We start from the raw sequence: 14,836 nt of genomic DNA on the forward strand, positions 1-14,836 counted from the left end.
CGCGCCGACCGCGACCGCGTCGCCGGCGCGCGCGCCCTGGTCGCGGCCGGTTGCAACGTCATCGTCTGCGACGACGGCCTGCAGCATTACCCGCTGGCGCGCGACGTCGAGATCGAAGTGCTGGACGCGACCCGACGCCATGGCAACGGCCAGCTGATCCCGGCGGGCCCGCTGCGCGAACCCGTGGCGCGCGCCGCCGACTGCGACTTCCACGTGCTCAACGACGCCGTCGGCGACGCCGAGCCGGGTTTCGGCGAGTGGCTGATGCGCCAGTCCGCCGACAATGCCGTGCCGCTGCTGGGCGGGCGCGCACTGCCGCTGGACAGCTTCGCCGGCAAGCGCGTGCACGCCGTCGCCGGCATCGGCAACCCCGAACGCTTCTTCGCCATGCTGCGCAGCCGCGGCATCGCGGTGGTGCCGCATGCCTTCGCCGACCACCACCGTTTCACCGCGGAAGACTTCGAGTTCGGCAGCGACCTGCCGGTGCTGATGACCGAGAAGGACGCGGTGAAATGCGGAGGCTTCGCCAACGACCGCCACTTCAGCGTCCCGATCAGCGCGCAACTGCCCGAGGCCTTCTGGATCGCGCTCCTGGACAGCATTCGCCAATCCCATGCCTGACTTCATCGTCGCCAGTCCCGCCCGCCATGCCGCCTCGCGCCTTCCCGGCAAGCCCCTTCGCCTGCTCGGCGGCGAGCCGCTGGTGCTGCATGTCGCCCGGCGTGCGCTGGCCGCCGGTGCGCGCGAGGTCTGGGTCGCGGCGGACGACGAGCGCATTGCCCGCGCCCTGGATGGCAGCGGCGTGCGCATCGCCATGACTTCGCCGGCACACGCTTCCGGCAGCGACCGCCTCGCGGAGTGCGCCGAGATCGCCGGCTGGCCAGACGACACCGTGGTCGTGAACCTGCAGGGCGACGAGCCGTTCGCACCCGCCGCGGGCATCCGCGCCGTCGCAGGGACGCTGCTGGCGTCCGGTGCCGAGATGGCCACGCTGGCCACGCCGGTAGAGGACGCGGCGATGCTGTTCGACCCGAACACCGTCAAGCTCGTGCGCCGCGACGACGGCGACGCGCTGTACTTCAGTCGCGCGCCGCTGCCGTGGCCGCGCGACGCCTTCGCCCAGGCACGCGACACCTTGCCCGAAGGCGGAAACTGGCTGCGCCACATCGGCATCTACGCCTATCGCGCCGGTTTCCTGAAGCGCTTTGCCGCCTTGCCCCCGGGGCGCCTGGAACAGGTCGAATCGCTGGAACAGCTACGCGCGCTCGAGGCCGGCCATCGCATCGCGGGCGGCATGCCGCCAGAACCGTTCCCGCCCGGCGTCGATACGCCGGAAGACCTGGAACGCGCCGAGCGCCGCCTCGCGGAGGCAGCGCGTTGAAGCGATTGTTGATCGTCTGTCTTGGCAACATCTGCCGCTCGCCGATGGCCGAAGGCGCCTTGCGCGCGCGCCTGGAGGCCGCCGGCCTGGGCAGTCGTGTCCAGGTCGACTCGGCCGGCCTGGGCAACTGGCACGCCGGCCAGCCGCCGGACCGCCGCGCCATCAAGTGCGCCGCCGGCCACGGCGTCGACATCTCCGGCCTGCGCGCGCGCCAGATCACCGATGCCGATTACCGCGAATTCGACGTGCTGCTGTGCGCCGACGCGGACGTGCTCTACACCGTGCGCGCCCACGCCCCGCCCGAGGCCACCGCGCACACCGAACTGCTGCTGGACTGGTGCGGCCTCGGCCCCAACGCACAGATCCCCGACCCGTACACCCTGAACGCGGCCGCGTTCGAACACGCCTGGGAGCTGGTGGATGTGGCGGCTGGGGCGATTGTGGCGGCGATGAAGCAGGGGGAATAAGGGGAACAGGGAATGAGGGGAATGGATGGAGCATCGCGAGCGGATGGTGTCGCGACGCCGCAGCCATTCCCCTCATTCCCTTCATTCCCCTCACTCCCTTCGCTGCACGGGCGATAATCCCCACATGCCCCAAGCCCCCGCAGATCCCAAGGACGTCAAGCCGCCGCGCTCCTTCGACGGCAAGGCATTCGTGCGCGGGCTCGGGACGGCACCGGGCGTGTACCGCATGTACGCGGCCGACGACTCGGTGCTGTACGTGGGCAAGGCCGGCGAGCTCAAGAAGCGCGTGGCCAGCTACTTCAACGCCGCGCCGAAGTCGCCGCGCACCCAGGCGATGCTGGCCCAGGTCGCGCGCATGGAGGTCACGGTCACCCGTACCGAGACCGAAGCGCTGCTGCTGGAAAACCAGCTGATCAAGTCGCTCAAGCCGCGCTACAACGTGCTGCTGCGCGACGACAAGAGCTATCCCTACGTGCTGCTCACCCAGGAGCAGTGGCCGCGCCTGGCCATGCATCGTGGCGCGCGCGCCATTCCCGGGCGGTACTTCGGCCCCTACGCCAGCGTCGGCGCGGTGCGCGAAACCCTGAACCTGCTGCACAAACTCTTTCGCCTGCGCAGCTGCGAGGACAGCGTGTTCCGCAACCGCTCGCGGCCCTGCCTGCAGTACCAGATCGGGCGCTGCTCGGCGCCGTGCGTCGGCCTGGTCGACGCTACCGAGTACGCCCGGGCCGTGCGCCGGGTCGAACTGTTCCTGGACGGCCGCAGCGATGAACTCAGCGCCGAGCTCGAGCGCAACATGGCCGAGGCCAGCGAACGCCTGGACTTCGAGGAAGCCGCGCGAGTGCGCGACCTCATCGCCACCATCCGCAAGCTGCAGGCGCGGCAGTACGTGGACGGCCGCGCCGCCGACCTGGACGTGCTCGCCTGCGCGATGCAGGGCAGCAGTGCCTGCGTGATGCTGCTGGCCTTCCGCGACGGCCGCAACCTGGGCACGCGCGCCTTCTTCCCGAAGACCAACGGCGCCGAAAGCCCCGAGGAGGTACTGGCCGCCTTTGTCTCGCAGTACTACGGCGAACAACCGGCGCCCGGCGAGATCGTGCTCGACCGCGACATCGAGGACCGCGCCCTGCTGCAGGAGGCGCTGTCGGAGGCCGCCGGCAAGCGCGTGCAGCTCAAGTGCAACGTGCGCGGCGAGCGCGCCGGCTACCTGGACATGGCCAGGCGCAACGCGGAACTGGCCCTGGCCACCGAACTGGGCAGCCAGGCCAACCAGCGCGCCCGGCTGGCGTCGCTGCAGGAGTTGCTCGGCCTGCCCGAACCGCCGCACCGCATCGAGTGCTACGACATCAGCCACACCATGGGCGAGGCCACCGTCGCCTCGCAGGTGGTGTTCGACGAGAACGGCCCGGTTCGCGGCCAGTACCGCCGCTACAACATTTCCGGCATCGAGCCCGGCGACGACTACGCCGCCATGCACCAGGCGCTGGAGCGCCGGTTCAAGCGCGCGGTCGACGAGGGCGGGGTGCTGCCCGACGTGCTGTTGATCGACGGCGGCGCCGGCCAGGTGGCGCAGGCAAGAGCGGTGCTGGCCGAACTGGGCATCGCCGAGCGCATCGTCCTGGTCGGCGTGGCCAAGGGCGAGGGCAGGCGGGCCGGACACGAGGCCCTGCTTCTGCCGGACGGGCGTGAAGTCCGCCCCGGTCCGGAGTCGCCCGGCCTGCAACTGGTGCAGCAGGTGCGCGACGAATCCCACCGCTTTGCGATCACCGGCCATCGCGGCCGCCGGCAGAAGGTGCGCAACACCAGCAGGCTCGAGGACATTCCCGGCATCGGACCGCGCAGACGCGCTAACCTGTTGCGGCATTTCGGCGGCCTGGGCGGGCTCAAGGCCGCCGGCGCGGAGGAGATCGCCCGGGTCGAGGGCATCAACGCAGCGCTTGCCGAACGGATCTGGGCCAGCCTGCACGGAATCGGACAAACGAGTAAGGAAGCATGAAACTGACGGTACCGACCATCCTGACGCTTCTGCGGATCGCGATGATCCCGGTGCTGGCGGTCGTGTTCTACCTGCCCTACGGCTGGAGCAACTTCGCCACCGCGGCGATCTTCGGCCTGGCCTCGCTGACCGACTGGCTGGACGGCTGGATCGCCCGCCGCTACGGCCAGTACTCGGCCTTCGGCGCGTTCCTGGACCCGGTGGCGGACAAGCTGATGGTGTCCACGGCGCTGTTCCTGATCGTCCAGGGCCACCCGACCGCGTGGATGGCGCTGTGGGCGGCGGTGATCGTCGGACGCGAGATCGCGGTGTCGGCCCTGCGCGAATGGATGGCCGAGGTCGGCCAGCGCAAGAAGGTCGCCGTGGCCGCCCTGGGCAAGTTCAAGACCATCGCCCAGATGGTCGCGCTGCTGTTCCTGCTGTACTCGGTGTCGCCGGCCAGGCCGCCGCACCCGCAGCCGTGGATGGGCGAGGTCATCTTCCACATCGGCGACTGGCTGCTGGCCGCCGCCGCGCTGCTGACCCTGTGGTCGGGCCTGGGCTACCTGCGCGCCGCCTGGCCCTCCCTGAAGGGTGAGTCGTAAATCTATTGACAGGTTCACGCCCAGCCGTAAAATGGCGGGCTCCGCGGGAATAGCTCAGTTGGTAGAGCACGACCTTGCCAAGGTCGGGGTCGCGAGTTCGAGTCTCGTTTCCCGCTCCAGTTTTTCGAACCCCGGCTTGCCGGGGTTTGTTTTTTTGTAAAGAATCGAAAGTCCACCGGCCGGGTGGCAGAGTGGTTATGCAGCGGACTGCAAATCCGCGTACGCCGGTTCAATTCCGACCCCGGCCTCCAGCTTCCGATCAAGCCCCGCCTCGAGCGGGGCTTTTTCGTTCCGGCTTTTTCGTACCATGGGCGCGACGGCCCGGATGGCGAAACTGGTAGACGCAAGGGACTTAAAATCCCTCGGCCGCAAGGCCATGTCGGTTCGATCCCGACTCCGGGCACCAGATGTGTGTACAATGTATGTACAACATCTGGAGGTGCGCCATGGGCACCGTCGCCAAGCGCAGCGAAACCGCTGCGGAAACCATCAACTTCCGGGTTCCCCGGGCCAAGAAGGCGCTCATCGACCAGGCCGCGACGGCGCTGGGGAAGAAGCGCACGGAATTCATGCTCGACGCGCTTTCCGAGAAGGCCCGGGAAGTACTGGCCGACCAGACCCGGTTCCAGGTCGACCAACGCCAACTTGCCGAGTTCAATCGCCTGCTGGAAGAGCCGATCAGCGACGCAGCCATCCGGATGTTGCTTCGGAAAGCCCCTTGGGAGCGGTGACGCGTGCGGTTGCGTCCACCCGAGCGGCTGGGTCCCCACCATCGGCTCGATGGATTCACCTGTCGGCACGAAGCCCTTGCGAAGTGGCTGCAGGCGCGGGCGCTGCGTAACCAGGGCCAGGGTGCCTGCAACTGCTTCGTGGTTTGCGATGCCCGCGGGGATGGCAATGCCGTCGTTGGCTTCCATGCGCTGGCCGCAGGTTCGCTGGCGCATGCATCGGCGCCGGGGCGGATCCGCCGCAACATGCCCGACCCGGTTCCCGTCGCCGTGTTGGGGAGGCTCGCAGTCCACAGCGCCTACGAAAAGCATGGCATCGGCCGGGGCATGTTGCGCGACGCGACACTGCGCTGCATCCGCACGGCGCGCGAGAGCGTCGGCATACGTGCGATCCTGTGCCACGCCATCGACGACGAGGCCAGGGCTTTCTACCTCCACCATGGGTTTGTACAGTCGCCGGTGGACGATCTGACCCTGATGCTCGGCCTGGCCCATTTCCACCAACAGGATTGAAGAGACCGACCGATGCGTTATTCGGCCTACATCGCCAGCCTGTTGCTGACCGCCCTGGCCGCCTGGCGGGTGCTGGCCGGTGGCGGAACCGGGTGGGGCTGGGTGCTGGCGGTTGCGGGGCTGCTGGCCCTGCTGGGCACCGTCGACCTGCTGCAGCGGCGCAGCACCCTCCGGCGCAACTACCCGTTGCTGGCGCACCTGCGCTACGGGCTGGAGGCGATCGGCCCGGAGATCCGCCAATACTTCATCGAGCGCGACACCGAGAAGGTGCCGTTCTCGCGCGAGCAGCGAGCCCTGGTCTACCAGCGGTCCAAGCACGTGATGGACGTGGTGCCGTTCGGCACCGAGCGCAATGTCTACGGCGTGGACTACGAGTGGATCAACCACTCGCTGGCGCCCTCGTTCATCGAGTCCCACGACTTTCGCGTGCGCGTGGGGGGCGAGGGCACTGCGCAGCCATACGACGCCAGCGTGTTCAACATCTCGGCGATGAGCTTCGGCTCGCTGTCGGCCAGTGCGGTGCGTGCGCTCAACAACGGCGCGCGCAAGGGCGGCTTCTACCACGACACCGGGGAAGGCTCGATCTCGCCCTACCACCGCGAAGGCGGCGGCGACCTGGTGTGGGAAATCGGCTCGGGCTACTTCGGCTGCTGCGAGGTGGCCGGGCGTTTCAGCGAGGAGCGCTTCGTCGCCAACGCCACCGATCCACAGGTGAAGATGATCGAGGTGAAGCTCTCGCAGGGTGCCAAGCCCGGCCACGGCGGCATGCTGCCGGGGGCCAAGGTCAGCCGCGAGATCGCGCTCACCCGCGGCGTGCCCGAAGGCGTGGACTGCATCTCGCCCGCGCAGCATTCGGAATTCTCCACGCCGCTGGGGCTGCTGGAATTCGTGGCGCGGCTACGCAGGCTTTCCGGCGGCAAGCCCACCGGGTTCAAGCTCGCCATCGGCCATCCCTGGGAATGGTTCGGCGTGGCCAAGGCGATGGAGGAGAGCGGGATCCTGCCGGACTTCATCGTCGTCGATGGCGCCGAGGGCGGTACCGGCGCGGCGCCGGCCGAGTTCATCGAGCACGTCGGCGTGCCGATGCACGAAGGCCTGATGCTGGTGCACAACACCCTGGTCGGGCTGGGGCTGCGCGACAAGGTGAAGGTCGCGGCGGCGGGCAAGGTGGTCAGTGCCTTCGACATCGCGCGCACCCTGGCGATGGGTGCGGACTGGTGCAACGCCGGTCGCGGCTTCATGTTCGCGCTGGGCTGCATCCAGTCGCAGAGCTGCCATACCGATCGCTGCCCGACCGGCATCGCCACCCAGGATCCACGCCGCTGGAAGCACCTGGACGTGGCCGACAAGAGCAACCGCGTCTTCATGTTCCACCAGAACACGCTGCACGCATTGCGCGATCTGCTGTGCGCCTGCGGCCTGAACGGCCCCGAGGAACTGGGACCGGAACACATCCTGCGCCGGGTGTCGCCGCTGGAAGTGCGCTCGCTGGCCTCGCTCTACCGATTCCTGGAACCCGGAGAGCTGCTGGGCCAGATACCCGAGCACGCGGTGTTCAAGGCGTTCTGGGCCAGTGCAAGGAGCAACAGTTTTGCGCCGCCGGAAGCAGTCCAGGCCCTCAGAAAGCGCAAGTAGAATACTATAAGATACTAAATCTTCGAATTTATACTTGATTAGTATCGTTAAAGATACTAACATGCCCCCATGGACACCATCCTCCAGATCCATGTGCAGGGGCAGTGGCACCGGGCCGCGATGGTGTCCGCGACCGATCGCGGCCTGCGCTTCGAATACCTGCCCGACTACGTCTTCGGCAACGGCCCACGGCTGCCCGTGACGCTGGGGCTGCCGGTTCGACTCGACACGGTCCGGGCGACGCCATCCCAGGCACGGACGCCGCTGGCTTTCCTTTGGGATCTGGTACCCCAAGGGGCAGGCAGGCAGCATCTGGCAGGCTTGCTTGGCGTTTCCGACCAGGACCCCGCCCAGGATCTTTATCTGGCCGCGCACGGCGCTTTTGCCCCGATCGGGCAATTGCGCCTGGAAACCGCAGTGGAGTTCTACCGGCGACAGGCCGGAGACCAGCATGCCGCGGGCTTCAGCCTGGCCGACATGATCCAGCGCAACGACGCATTCCTCGACCAGTTGACCCTGCACGGCATGCTCGCGGCCGGAACACCCGGTGTGCAGGGCGTGGCGCGCAAATTCCTGCTGGTGGAGGGCAACGACGGACGCTGGTATCCGGACATGGCGCTGGACGACGCGGAGGTCCAGCGACACTGGATCGTGAAGTTGCCGCGCGGGCGGGAACCTGTCGATCGCCAGATCCTGCGCCACGAGGCGATCTACCTACGCGCGGCCGCGGCCTGCGGGTTGCGATCGATTCCGGACGTGCGCCACGAGGCCGACATGCTGTTCCTGCCGCGCTTCGATCGCCGGGTCGAAGATGGCCGAGTAGTGCGGCTGCACCAGGAAACGTTTGCCTCCCTGATCGGGGCCAGCGGTTTCGGCCGTGGCGCATCGATGTTCGAACTCGTGTCCAGGCTGGCCGAGGTCGCGACGGACCCCGCCACGGAGATCGCGGAGTTTCTGTGCCGCGACGCATTCAACCGGGCATTGCGCAATCCGGACAACCATTTGCGCAATAGCTCGGTGCAGCGCCTGCCCGACGGCACCGTGCAGCTGACGCCCCTGTACGACATCGGCCCCATGTACCGTGATCCGGAACTGGTTACCCGCACCTGCCAGTGGCGCACCGACCGCCAGGTCGTGGTCGACGATTGGCCAGCCATCGTCGAACACCTGGGTGTGAACGATGCGGTGCGGCGCGATGTTGCGGTCGCGCTGCATCGATTCGGGGTCGAGCACGTTCCGCGCCTGCCCGAACTGCTTCGCCGGTTCGAGGCAGACGAACGTATCGTCCAGGATTGCCTGGGCAGCATCGAGGCGCAGGTAAGCAACCTCCAGGAGATCGGCATCCATGGCCAGGCATCGTGATCTGGAAACCGTACGCGAACTGCGTGACGCACTCGATGCCGACCTGGCAAGCGGCAGGCTGAGCGTCGGCCAGGCCGTCAGGCGGCTGCGCGAGATCAGCGGACTGAGTCAGGAGGAGTTCGCGCGGCATCGCGGCATCGCGTTGCCGACCTTGAAGCGGATCGAGCTCGACAAGGCCAATCCCACCGTCCGGACGCTTGAACGGATCGGTGAAGTTTTCGGCCTGAAAATCGGATTCGTTCGCCAGGGTTGACGGCGCGATCAGAGGATTTCCAGGACGCGCTCGGGCGGGCGGCCGATGACGGCGCGGTCGCCGTTGACGAACACGGGGCGTTCGATCAGGCGCGGGTATCCGGCCATGGCGGCGATCAGCGCCTCGTCGTCGAGTGACGGGTCGTTCAGGCCCAGCTCGGCATATTCCGGTTCGCCGGAGCGCAGCAGCCCGCGCGCGCCAATGCCGAGCTTGCCCAGCAGCTCGCGCAGCTCGGCGGGCGAGGGCGGTGTCTCAAGGTAGTAGACGAGCTCGGGCTCGATGCCGCGCGCGGTCAGCAGTTCCAGCGCGCCGCGCGATTTAGAACAACGGGTGTTGTGGTATAGCCTTGTTGCAGCCTGCTTCATGGCCGGATTGGACTCCTACGGACGTATGGGACACGGATGCTCGACCTGCACTGCCACATGCTACCCGCGATCGACGACGGCGCCCCGGACCTGGCGACGTCGCTGGAGATGGCGCGCATGGCCCATGCCGACGGCATCCGCACCGTCGCCTGCACGCCGCACATCTATCCGGGCCTGTACGAGAACAACGCCACGGGCATCCGTGCCGCGATCGCCGCGCTGCAGGCGGAACTGGATGCAGCGGGCATCGACCTGGAACTGGTCGAGGGCGCCGACGTGCACCTGGACACCGACCTGGCCGGCGCGATCCGCGACGACCGCGTGCCGACCCTGGCTGGCAGCCGCTACCTGCTGCTGGAGCCGCCGCACCACGTCGCCCCGCCCGGATTCGAGCAGCGCGTGTTCGAGCTGATGACCGCGGGCATCACCCCGGTGATCACCCATCCCGAGCGGCTGAGCTGGGTCGAGGACCACTACGAGCTGTTCATGCGCCTGGTCGACCGGGGCGCCTGGATGCAGATCACCGCCGGCGCGTTGACCGGCCGTCACGGCCGCCGGCCGAAATACTGGGCCGAACGCTTCGTGGGCGAGGGCAAGACCCACATCCTGGCCACCGACGCCCACGACACCCGCCGCCGCCCGCCGTTCCTGGCCGAGGCCCGGGAGGCCGCGGCCGCCCTGGTCGGCGCCGCGGAAGCCGATCACCTGGTCGTGACGCGGCCGGCCGGTATCGTGGCCAACGATGCGCCCGACGCCCTGCCACCCCTGCCTGCCGGTGCCACGCAAGCGCCGAAAGCGGCCGGTTTTTGGCATTGGCTGCGGGGCACCGCATAATCCTTGGCTCGCTGAATGGGCCCGCACAGGCCCGGAACTCCTTCGAATAGCATGAGCAAGCCGTTGATTCGCCGCGCCCCGATCCCTGCTTTCCGCCTGCCGGCCCTGCTGCTGGCGCTGCTGGCGTGCTGGCGTGCTGGCTGCTGGCTGCCTGCGGCAGCTCCCCGGTGCGCAATCCCAACCTGCTGCAGAACGAGGTGATGCGCGCGCCCGACACCACCTCGGCCTCGGGCATCTACACCGGCGGCAGCGACTACCGCATCGGCGCGCAGGACCTGCTCGAGATCCGGGTGTTCGGCATCCAGCAGCTCGACAAGGAAGTGCGGGTCAATTCCAACGGCCAGATCTCGCTGCCGCTGATCGGTGGCGTCATGGCCGGCGGCAAGACCATCCCCGAACTGCAGAAGACGCTCGAGGACAAGCTCAAGGACGGCTACCTGCAGGATCCGCAGGTCAGCGTGTTCGTGAAGGAATACACCAGCCAGCGCATCACCCTCGAAGGCGCGCTGACCAAGCCGGGCATCTACCCGATCACCGGCCGGACCACGCTGTTGCAGGCGATTGCCCTGGCCGAAGGCGTCACCGACCTGGCCGACCTGCAGGGCGTGGTGATCTTCCGAAAGGTGAAGGGCAAGCGCATGGGCGCGGTGTTCGACCTGGCCCAGATCCGTGCCGGTGCCGTCGAGGACCCGCGCGTCTACGGCGACGACATCGTCATCGTCGAGAAATCCGGCAGCAAGAGCGCCTACCGCACCTTCATCGAGTCGGTGCCGGTTTTCAACATCTTCCGGTGGTACTGAGCATGCGCAAGCTGATCGCCACGTTCGCGCTGCTGCTCCTGGCCGTCGGCCTGCTCGCCGGCTGCGCGAGTTCCCCAGCCTACAACCCCGAGTTCACCAACAACGTCGCCTTGCCGCCGCCGGACACCACGACGGCGTCGGGCGCGTACGAAGGCGGCAGCGACTACCGCATCGGTGCCCAGGACCTGCTCGAGGTCAGCGTGTTCGGCATCGAGGACCTGTCGCGCAGCGTGCGGGTCAATTCCAACGGCCAGATCTCGCTGCCGCTGATCGGCGGCGTCATGGCCGGCGGCAAGACCATCCCGGAACTCGAGCGCGAGATCGGCGCCAAGCTCGAGGACGGCTACGTCCAGGATGCCCAGGTCAGCGTTTTCGTGAAGGAGTTCACCAGCCAGCAGGTCACCCTGGAAGGCGCGCTGAAAAAGCCGGGCATCTACCCGCTGACCGGCACCACCACCCTGGTCCAGGCGATCTCCATGGCCCAGGGCCTGGACGACCTGGCCGACCTGCAGGGCGTGATCGTGTTCCGCACCATCGATGGCAAGCGCATGGGCGCGGTCTACGACCTGGCCCAGGTGCGCGCCGGCAACGCACCGGATCCGCAGATCTATGGCGACGACGTGATCGTGGTCGAGAAGTCGGGCAGCCGCTCGGCGTTCCGCGAATTCATCCGTTCGATTCCCGCGATCGGCATCTTCGCGTTTTTCTGATCACCCGTCTTGACCCCCAAGGACGCAAACCAACTCGATGTCTGACGACAATCTCCCGGTAGGATCCAACGACAAGGAGCCCAGGCTTCCGGCCCATCGCGTGCCGCAGCAGGGTGCGCTCGCGCTGCATACGGGCGGCACCGCGCTCGACCTGTTCGAGGAGCCGGCGCGCGACGAGGACGAGATCGACCTGCTGGCCTACTGGCAGATCCTGCTCAAGCGCCGCTGGCTGGTGCTGGGCGTGCTCGCCAGCGTCGTTGCGCTGGCGTTGCTGGTCACGCTGCTGACGCCGCCGGTGTATCGCGCCACCGCGACCCTGCAGATCGACCGCGAAGCGATGCAGGTGATCCAGGTCGACGGCATCCAGGCGCCGGAAGCCGCCAACAGCGGCGACTTCTACCAGACCCAGTACGAACTGCTGAAGAGCCGCTCGCTGGCGGAGCGCGTGGCCGACACCCTGAACCTGGCCAACTCGCCGTCGCTGCAGGCCCTGGCGAGCCACTCCTGGCTGCAGCGCCTGACCCAGGGTCTGCGTCCGCAGACCCGCGAGGAGGCCGCCGAGTCCAACACCGCCGAAAGCAAGAGCGCGGGCATGCGCGATGCGGCCAGGATCATCCAGGACGGCCTGGCGATCGAGCCGGTGCGCAACTCGCGCCTGGTCAAGCTCAACTTCGACAGTGGCAACCCGGTGTTCTCCGCGCGCGTGGCCAATGCCCTGGCCGAGGGCTTCATCGCCCAGCAGCTCGAGCGCCGCTTCGACGCTTCGTCGTACGCCAAGACCTACCTCGAGGACCGGCTGCGCCAGCTCAAGGCCAAGCTGGAGGAATCCGAGCGCGAGCTGGTCGCCTTCGCGCAGAAGGAAAACATCGTCAACGTCGGCGAGAACCAGCTTTCGCTGGTCTCGCAGAACCTGAGCGAACTCAACCGGCAGATGGCCGATGCCCAGGCCCAGCGCATCCGCGCCGAGGCGCGCTGGCGCGAGGCGTCCGGTTCCAGCGGCGCCGCGCTGCCGGCCGACATGCTGGCCAACTCGATCATCCGCACCCTGCAGCAGCAGCGGGCGGAACTCCAGGGGCAGTACCAGCAGAAGCTGCAGGTGTTCAAGCCCGACTACCCGGAGATGAAGCAGCTCGAGGGCCAGATCGCCGAGCTCGACAAGCAGATCGCAGGCGAACTGCGCAACATCCGCTCTTCGGTGAAGTCCGAGTACGACGCCGCGCTGGCGCAGGAGAACCTGCTGAGCAACAAGCTGGCGGCGCTGCGCACCGAAACCCTGGACGTGGACAGCCGCAGCATCCAGTACAACATCCTCAAGCGCGAGGCCGACACCAACCGCCAGCTCTACGACGCGCTGCTGCAGCGCTACAAGGAAATCGGCGTGGCCGGCGGCGTGAGCGCCAACAACGTGGCCATCGTCGACCGTGCGCTGCCGCCGCAATCCCGGTACAAGCCCAGCCTCACCCTCAACCTGGCGATCGGCCTGTTGCTGGGCGCCATGCTCGGCGTGCTCGCCGCCTTCGTGCTCGAGTTCCTCGACCAGACCCTGAAGACCCCGCAGGACGTCGAGCAGCGGCTCAAGCTCTCGGTGCTGGGCATCATCCCCAAGCTCAAGAAGCAGGAAGTGCCGGCGCAGGCGCTGCGCGACCTGCGTTCGGCGTTCTCGGAGGCCTACCGCTCGGTGCGCACCGCGCTGCAGTTCTCCACCGACAACGGCGTGCCCAAGGTGCTGCTGGTCACCAGCGCCGGCCCGAGCGAAGGCAAGTCCACCACCGCCTGGTCGCTGGCGCGCAACTTCGCCCAGCTGGGCAAGCGCACGCTGCTGATCGACGGCGACCTGCGCAATCCTTCCTTGCATCGCGTCGCCGAAGTACGCGGCGAGATCGGCCTGAGCAACCTGCTGTCGGGCGCGGCCAACATCAACGAGGCGATCCAGGAAACCGACGACCCGCGCCTGAAGATCGTGCTCGCCGGTCCGCTGCCGCCGAACCCGGCCGAGCTGCTGGCCGGCAGTAAATTGATTTCGCTGCTGACCGTGGCCGGGGAGAGCTTCGACCAGGTGGTGATCGACGGCCCGCCGGTGCTCGGCCTGGCCGACGCGCCGATCCTGGCCAACGCGGCATCCGGCACGCTGCTGGTGGTGGAGGCGGGGCAGACCCGCATCCAGGCCGCGCAGATGGCGGTCAAGCGCCTGCTGGTCGCGCGTGCCCGCATCATCGGCGCCGTCCTCAGCAAGTACTCGGCCGCCCACCACGGCCAGGGCGAAGGCTATGGCGGCTACAGCTACTACGCCTACGGCGGCCCCGCCCAGCTCACCCACAAGAAGCGATAACCCACCTGTAGGAGCGGCGGAAGCCGCGAAGGGAGAAAAGGGGAAGCTCCTTGCGCTCACCCACCGCCCAAATCCTGGAAACCGCCCTGGCGCTGCATCGCGCGCCAGGCGAACGGTTCCGTTTGCGCGAGCGCCCGCTGCCGGATGGCATCGTCCACGTCCTCGAAGTCGCCTCCGGCTCGCCCCAGGCGTTGGCGAACGCGGCGGCCGAAACCGGCCACGACGAACAGGAAGTGCTGGAGGCCTCGCGCTTCTACCTCGAGCAGGTGCTGTTCGCCGCGGAGGACGCTGATGCCTACCGCGTGCTCGGGCTGGCCCATGACGCCCCGCAGGACACCATCCGCCTGCATCACCGCTGGCTGCAGCGCTGGTTGCATCCGGATCGCGCACAGGCCGGCGACGCCACCGTGTTCGCTACCCGCGTCAACCAGGCCTGGGCGCAGCTGCGCACGTCTGAATTGCGCCACGACTACGACGTGCGCCTGGCCGAAGCACGCCTGGCCGGCGGCGACGCGCCACTGCCCGCGGACACGGTGCATCGCTGGGAGCAGATCGACATGCCGGCCGCCAGCCACGGCGGCCGCTCGCGCTGGCTGCTTGGCGCCGCGCTCGCAGCCTGCGCCGTGCTCGCCGTGCTGATCTTCCGGCACCAGGAAACGATGGCGCCGTGGGAGCAGCACGAAGGCGAGCAGGTCGCCGCCGCGGATGCGGGGCCGGAAATGGACGATCGGGATGTGGGGGTGTTGGCGGCGGAGTTGATGAGGCCGGTGGAGGAGCCGCAAGAAGCGGGAACGGGGAACGGAGAACGGGGAATGGAAGTTGTGCCGCTCGTGGCGGTAGTGGCGCCGGAGGTGAGAGTGCCGCCGGAAGCCAAGGCCG

At 68.0% G+C, this 14,836-nt stretch carries 16 protein-coding genes and 3 tRNA genes; 18 read left to right on the plus strand and 1 reads right to left on the minus strand.

What is annotated here, in order from left to right:
- From lpxK to QAA18_RS05885, 13 genes are all read left to right on the plus strand, one after another.
- On the plus strand, positions 1-621 hold a 621-nt coding region (lpxK, locus tag QAA18_RS05825), incomplete at its 5' end, for a tetraacyldisaccharide 4'-kinase (protein WP_279411840.1).
- Positions 614-1,381, plus strand: coding sequence for a 3-deoxy-manno-octulosonate cytidylyltransferase (gene kdsB, locus QAA18_RS05830; protein WP_279411842.1), 768 nt, complete (start codon positions 614-616; stop codon positions 1,379-1,381). The genes lpxK and kdsB, both read left to right, overlap by 8 nt.
- Complete coding sequence (locus QAA18_RS05835) at positions 1,378-1,848, plus strand: low molecular weight phosphotyrosine protein phosphatase (protein ID WP_279411844.1); 471 nt, start codon at positions 1,378-1,380, stop codon at positions 1,846-1,848. Before kdsB ends, QAA18_RS05835 begins: the two co-directional genes overlap by 4 nt.
- A gap of 124 nt (positions 1,849-1,972) precedes the next feature.
- Positions 1,973-3,844: an excinuclease ABC subunit UvrC gene (gene uvrC, locus QAA18_RS05840; RefSeq protein ID WP_279411846.1), complete on the plus strand. Its 1,872-nt coding sequence runs from the start codon at positions 1,973-1,975 to the stop codon at positions 3,842-3,844.
- Positions 3,841-4,428, plus strand: a complete 588-nt coding sequence (gene pgsA / locus QAA18_RS05845; protein WP_279411848.1) for a CDP-diacylglycerol--glycerol-3-phosphate 3-phosphatidyltransferase — start codon at positions 3,841-3,843, stop codon at positions 4,426-4,428. Before uvrC ends, pgsA begins: the two co-directional genes overlap by 4 nt.
- Positions 4,429-4,471: 43 nt before the next feature.
- A tRNA-Gly gene (locus QAA18_RS05850) sits at positions 4,472-4,547 on the plus strand.
- A gap of 58 nt (positions 4,548-4,605) precedes the next feature.
- Positions 4,606-4,679: transfer RNA gene (locus QAA18_RS05855), tRNA-Cys, on the plus strand.
- 68 nt (positions 4,680-4,747) lie between these two features.
- A tRNA-Leu gene (locus tag QAA18_RS05860) sits at positions 4,748-4,834 on the plus strand.
- Between the two features lie 40 nt (positions 4,835-4,874).
- Complete coding sequence (locus QAA18_RS05865; protein ID WP_279411851.1) at positions 4,875-5,159, plus strand: DUF1778 domain-containing protein; 285 nt, start codon at positions 4,875-4,877, stop codon at positions 5,157-5,159.
- A gap of 3 nt (positions 5,160-5,162) precedes the next feature.
- The gene (locus tag QAA18_RS05870) at positions 5,163-5,669 is read left to right on the plus strand and encodes a GNAT family N-acetyltransferase (protein WP_279411853.1); all 507 of its coding nucleotides are present in this window, start codon (positions 5,163-5,165) and stop codon (positions 5,667-5,669) included.
- A 12-nt stretch (positions 5,670-5,681) separates the two neighbouring features.
- The gene (locus QAA18_RS05875) at positions 5,682-7,304 is read left to right on the plus strand and encodes an FMN-binding glutamate synthase family protein (RefSeq protein WP_279411855.1); all 1,623 of its coding nucleotides are present in this window, start codon (positions 5,682-5,684) and stop codon (positions 7,302-7,304) included.
- A 69-nt stretch (positions 7,305-7,373) separates the two neighbouring features.
- Positions 7,374-8,666, plus strand: a complete 1,293-nt coding sequence (locus QAA18_RS05880; RefSeq protein ID WP_279411857.1) for a HipA domain-containing protein — start codon at positions 7,374-7,376, stop codon at positions 8,664-8,666.
- On the plus strand, positions 8,650-8,919 hold the full coding sequence (locus QAA18_RS05885) for a helix-turn-helix transcriptional regulator (protein ID WP_279411858.1): 270 nt from the start codon (positions 8,650-8,652) through the stop codon (positions 8,917-8,919). The genes QAA18_RS05880 and QAA18_RS05885 overlap by 17 nt, the downstream gene beginning before the upstream one ends.
- A gap of 8 nt (positions 8,920-8,927) precedes the next feature.
- On the opposite strand, the gene arsC is transcribed toward QAA18_RS05885, so the two are convergent.
- Positions 8,928-9,284: an arsenate reductase (glutaredoxin) gene (gene arsC / locus QAA18_RS05890; RefSeq protein ID WP_279411861.1), complete on the minus strand. Its 357-nt coding sequence runs from the start codon at positions 9,282-9,284 to the stop codon at positions 8,928-8,930.
- A 36-nt stretch (positions 9,285-9,320) separates the two neighbouring features.
- On the opposite strand from arsC, the gene QAA18_RS05895 reads away from it, so the two are divergent.
- The 5 genes from QAA18_RS05895 to QAA18_RS05915 all read left to right on the plus strand — a co-directional run.
- A complete protein-coding gene (locus tag QAA18_RS05895; protein WP_279411863.1) occupies positions 9,321-10,118 on the plus strand; it encodes a CpsB/CapC family capsule biosynthesis tyrosine phosphatase in 798 nt (265 codons plus the stop codon).
- Positions 10,119-10,243: 125 nt separating this feature from the next.
- Positions 10,244-10,918: a polysaccharide export protein gene (locus QAA18_RS05900; RefSeq protein WP_279411864.1), complete on the plus strand. Its 675-nt coding sequence runs from the start codon at positions 10,244-10,246 to the stop codon at positions 10,916-10,918.
- 2 nt (positions 10,919-10,920) lie between these two features.
- Positions 10,921-11,628, plus strand: coding sequence for a polysaccharide export protein (locus QAA18_RS05905; protein ID WP_279411866.1), 708 nt, complete (start codon positions 10,921-10,923; stop codon positions 11,626-11,628).
- Between the two features lie 37 nt (positions 11,629-11,665).
- Positions 11,666-13,957 carry a polysaccharide biosynthesis tyrosine autokinase gene (locus QAA18_RS05910; RefSeq protein ID WP_279411868.1) on the plus strand — a complete coding sequence of 764 codons (2,292 nt, stop codon included), beginning with the start codon at positions 11,666-11,668 and terminating at the stop codon, positions 13,955-13,957.
- A 50-nt stretch (positions 13,958-14,007) separates the two neighbouring features.
- Positions 14,008-14,836: J domain-containing protein (locus tag QAA18_RS05915; protein ID WP_279411870.1), on the plus strand; the 829-nt coding region annotated here is incomplete at its 3' end.

It is taken from the genome of Luteimonas sp. 8-5 (genome assembly GCF_029763755.1).
Classification (GTDB): Bacteria; Pseudomonadota; Gammaproteobacteria; order Xanthomonadales; family Xanthomonadaceae; genus Cognatiluteimonas.

Coding starts and splice junctions, on each gene's coding strand:
- kdsB (WP_279411842.1), top strand. CDS start 614: ATGCCTGACTTCATCGTCGCCAGTCCCGCCCGCCATGCCGCCTCGCGC.
- uvrC (WP_279411846.1), top strand. CDS start 1,973: ATGCCCCAAGCCCCCGCAGATCCCAAGGACGTCAAGCCGCCGCGCTCC.
- pgsA (WP_279411848.1), top strand. CDS start 3,841: ATGAAACTGACGGTACCGACCATCCTGACGCTTCTGCGGATCGCGATG.
- QAA18_RS05865 (WP_279411851.1), top strand. CDS start 4,875: ATGGGCACCGTCGCCAAGCGCAGCGAAACCGCTGCGGAAACCATCAAC.
- QAA18_RS05875 (WP_279411855.1), top strand. CDS start 5,682: ATGCGTTATTCGGCCTACATCGCCAGCCTGTTGCTGACCGCCCTGGCC.
- QAA18_RS05880 (WP_279411857.1), top strand. CDS start 7,374: ATGGACACCATCCTCCAGATCCATGTGCAGGGGCAGTGGCACCGGGCC.
- QAA18_RS05885 (WP_279411858.1), top strand. CDS start 8,650: ATGGCCAGGCATCGTGATCTGGAAACCGTACGCGAACTGCGTGACGCA.
- arsC (WP_279411861.1), bottom strand. CDS start 9,284: ATGAAGCAGGCTGCAACAAGGCTATACCACAACACCCGTTGTTCTAAA.
- QAA18_RS05895 (WP_279411863.1), top strand. CDS start 9,321: ATGCTCGACCTGCACTGCCACATGCTACCCGCGATCGACGACGGCGCC.
- QAA18_RS05905 (WP_279411866.1), top strand. CDS start 10,921: ATGCGCAAGCTGATCGCCACGTTCGCGCTGCTGCTCCTGGCCGTCGGC.
- QAA18_RS05910 (WP_279411868.1), top strand. CDS start 11,666: ATGTCTGACGACAATCTCCCGGTAGGATCCAACGACAAGGAGCCCAGG.